The organism is Rhizobium sp. WW_1 (assembly GCF_003610155.1).
Taxonomy (GTDB): Bacteria; Pseudomonadota; Alphaproteobacteria; order Rhizobiales; family Rhizobiaceae; genus Rhizobium; species Rhizobium tropici_A.
This window is the reverse complement of the sequence record NZ_RAIN01000056.1, coordinates 1-2,072: the sequence shown is the minus strand read 5'-3', so window position 1 is coordinate 2,072 and position 2,072 is coordinate 1. Positions and strand designations below refer to the sequence as shown.

The following is a 2,072-nucleotide window of genomic DNA, read 5'->3' as shown; positions in this document are numbered from 1 at the left end:
CGAATGAAAGCCATCGATACCGCCATCCCCGACGTCAAGATCATCGAGCCGACGGTATTTGCCGACGATCGCGGCTTCTTCTTCGAAAGCTTCAGTGCGCTCAAGTTCGAAGCCGTAGTCGGACGAAGCGCTAACTTCGTGCAGGACAACCACAGCCGGTCGGGAAAGGGCGTCCTGCGCGGTCTTCATTATCAGTTGCCGCCGCATGCGCAGGCCAAGCTGGTGCGTGTCGTGGTCGGCGAGGTCTACGACGTCGCGGTCGACATCCGGAAATCGTCTCCGACATTCGGGCAGTGGGTCGGTGTTCTCTTGTCGGCCGAAAACAAGCGCCAACTCTGGATACCTGAGGGGTTTGCCCATGGCTTCCTGACGCTGAGCGATGATGTGGAGTTTGTGTACAAGACCACCAACTACTATGCCCCGGAGAGCGACCGCGGCATTCGCTGGAACGACCCGCAGATCGGCATCGACTGGATGCTGAACGGTGAGCCGACGCTCTCCCCCAAAGACCAGCGACAGCCTTTGCTCGCCGATGCCGAAGTGTTCGAATAATGAGTTGGGACGTAATTCCGTGTGTCCTTCTTCGTGGCAGAGGTGGCTCGCCCTGCACTAATCTTCCGAGGGTTGCTCGGATAGGCCAAGCCGATCCTCACGACAGGGCGACGAGCCATGACGAATTATAGAGAAGCTTTTTGGAATCGATGTTACGAAGCTAAAGAATGCAATTGCGATTGCTGATTTGGCCAGAACGAGGAGATCCGTTGTGTCGGCGAAGTTGACGAATGGCAAGGACAGTGAGCAACCCCTTGTGCGTCTGAATCCTTAACTGCTGCGAAGCGAAGAGTTGACCCCTTGTATTGCCTCATCGATGAATATTAGAGAACACCGGAACCTCAACGGCGGCCTGTGAGTTGGCTGCACCTCGATAAGCCGTGAACAAACCCTCCCAGTCCGACAGCTCTCACTCATCGCCGAGCCGCTCGCGACAAACTTGGCCGACCAGGTCTGTCAACGCTCCGATACGCTCGACAAGCCAGGCAAGCTCTTCATCCGTGATCTCGTAGGCGGAGGAATAGCGGGCATCGACATAGGCGCGCGTAAGGCGGGCAAAGCAGCGCCTTGCAAAACGGCTGTCGCGTGGCCATGCCTCGATCAGCTTGGCATCGATACCCTCGGCATTGGCGCGCAGCTTGTCCAGCCGATGCAGTTTCGGACTGTAAAGCGTTAGCACCAACAGGATACAGTGATATAGACGCTCGGTGGTCTGATGTAGATTAAATGCCGCATGATTCCGCTCCCCATCTGCAATGGCGTATTCAGCGAGCTTGCGATTATAAGCCGCACTGGGAAACCAGTGCTCAAAATGCCTTCTGGCTTCCTTTCGAATGTCCTCTTCGGAAAGTGGCTTTGGTGATGCAAGGGGAAAGCCCTCTGCCTCGTAGAGCATGAGGCCGTCGCGGGCGATGTCCGTGAAGAAGGGGCGGCCCTGGGCGAGCTGATCGTTCACGTCCTGATAGGAATGGACGATGAAGTTGACCGGCGTGCGGATGTCTCCACCGACGATCTCCTGGGCGATGCGCTCATCCGCCGCCCGCCAGAAATCATCATGATCGGTAAATGTCTCTGAGTTGACGATGATCAGCAGATCGTAGTCGGACAAATATCCCGATGAGCGATCCTCGACCCAGTTGCCGCGAGCATAGGAGCCGAAGAGGATGAGCTTGAGGATGCGGCCGCCTTTGCGGTTGTCCGATAGCTTGCCCTTCTGGGCTTGCTCGAACGCATTGAACAGGATGCCCGTCACACGTTCCAGTTCGCGGCGCTTGACGGCGGCAGATGGGCAAGGCTGTCATCGAATGAGGTCATCGCAATCCTTCATAGCAGATCGAACATAGCCTTAAACTCCGGATCGGCATAGTATTTCAGTTTCATGATTTGATCTGAACTGATCTGAACCCTTCAAACTGGGCCAGTTTTGGCTAGAGCGCGTCCATTGAACGCGGAATCGGATTGAGGATTGAACTAAGCCGCTGATCGCGGCGATTTGTGGCGGCCTTTGAGGAGAGCGCCCT

The 2,072-nt window shown here is 56.2% G+C and carries 2 protein-coding genes; one reads left to right on the top strand and one right to left on the bottom strand.

Annotation, left to right across the window (positions count from 1 at the left end; all coding sequences use genetic code 11):
• The first annotated feature begins 3 nt into the window (after positions 1-3).
• The gene (gene rfbC / locus BJ928_RS38385; protein ID WP_047637256.1) at positions 4-552 is read left to right on the top strand and encodes a dTDP-4-dehydrorhamnose 3,5-epimerase; all 549 of its coding nucleotides are present in this window, start codon (positions 4-6) and stop codon (positions 550-552) included.
• Positions 553-961: 409 nt separating this feature from the next.
• Here the strand turns inward: rfbC and BJ928_RS38380 are convergent, their stop codons facing one another.
• Positions 962-1,804 (bottom strand): HEPN domain-containing protein, encoded by an 843-nt coding sequence (locus BJ928_RS38380; protein WP_348628291.1) that lies wholly within the window; start codon positions 1,802-1,804, stop codon positions 962-964.
• Positions 1,805-2,072: the final 268 nt, after the last annotated feature.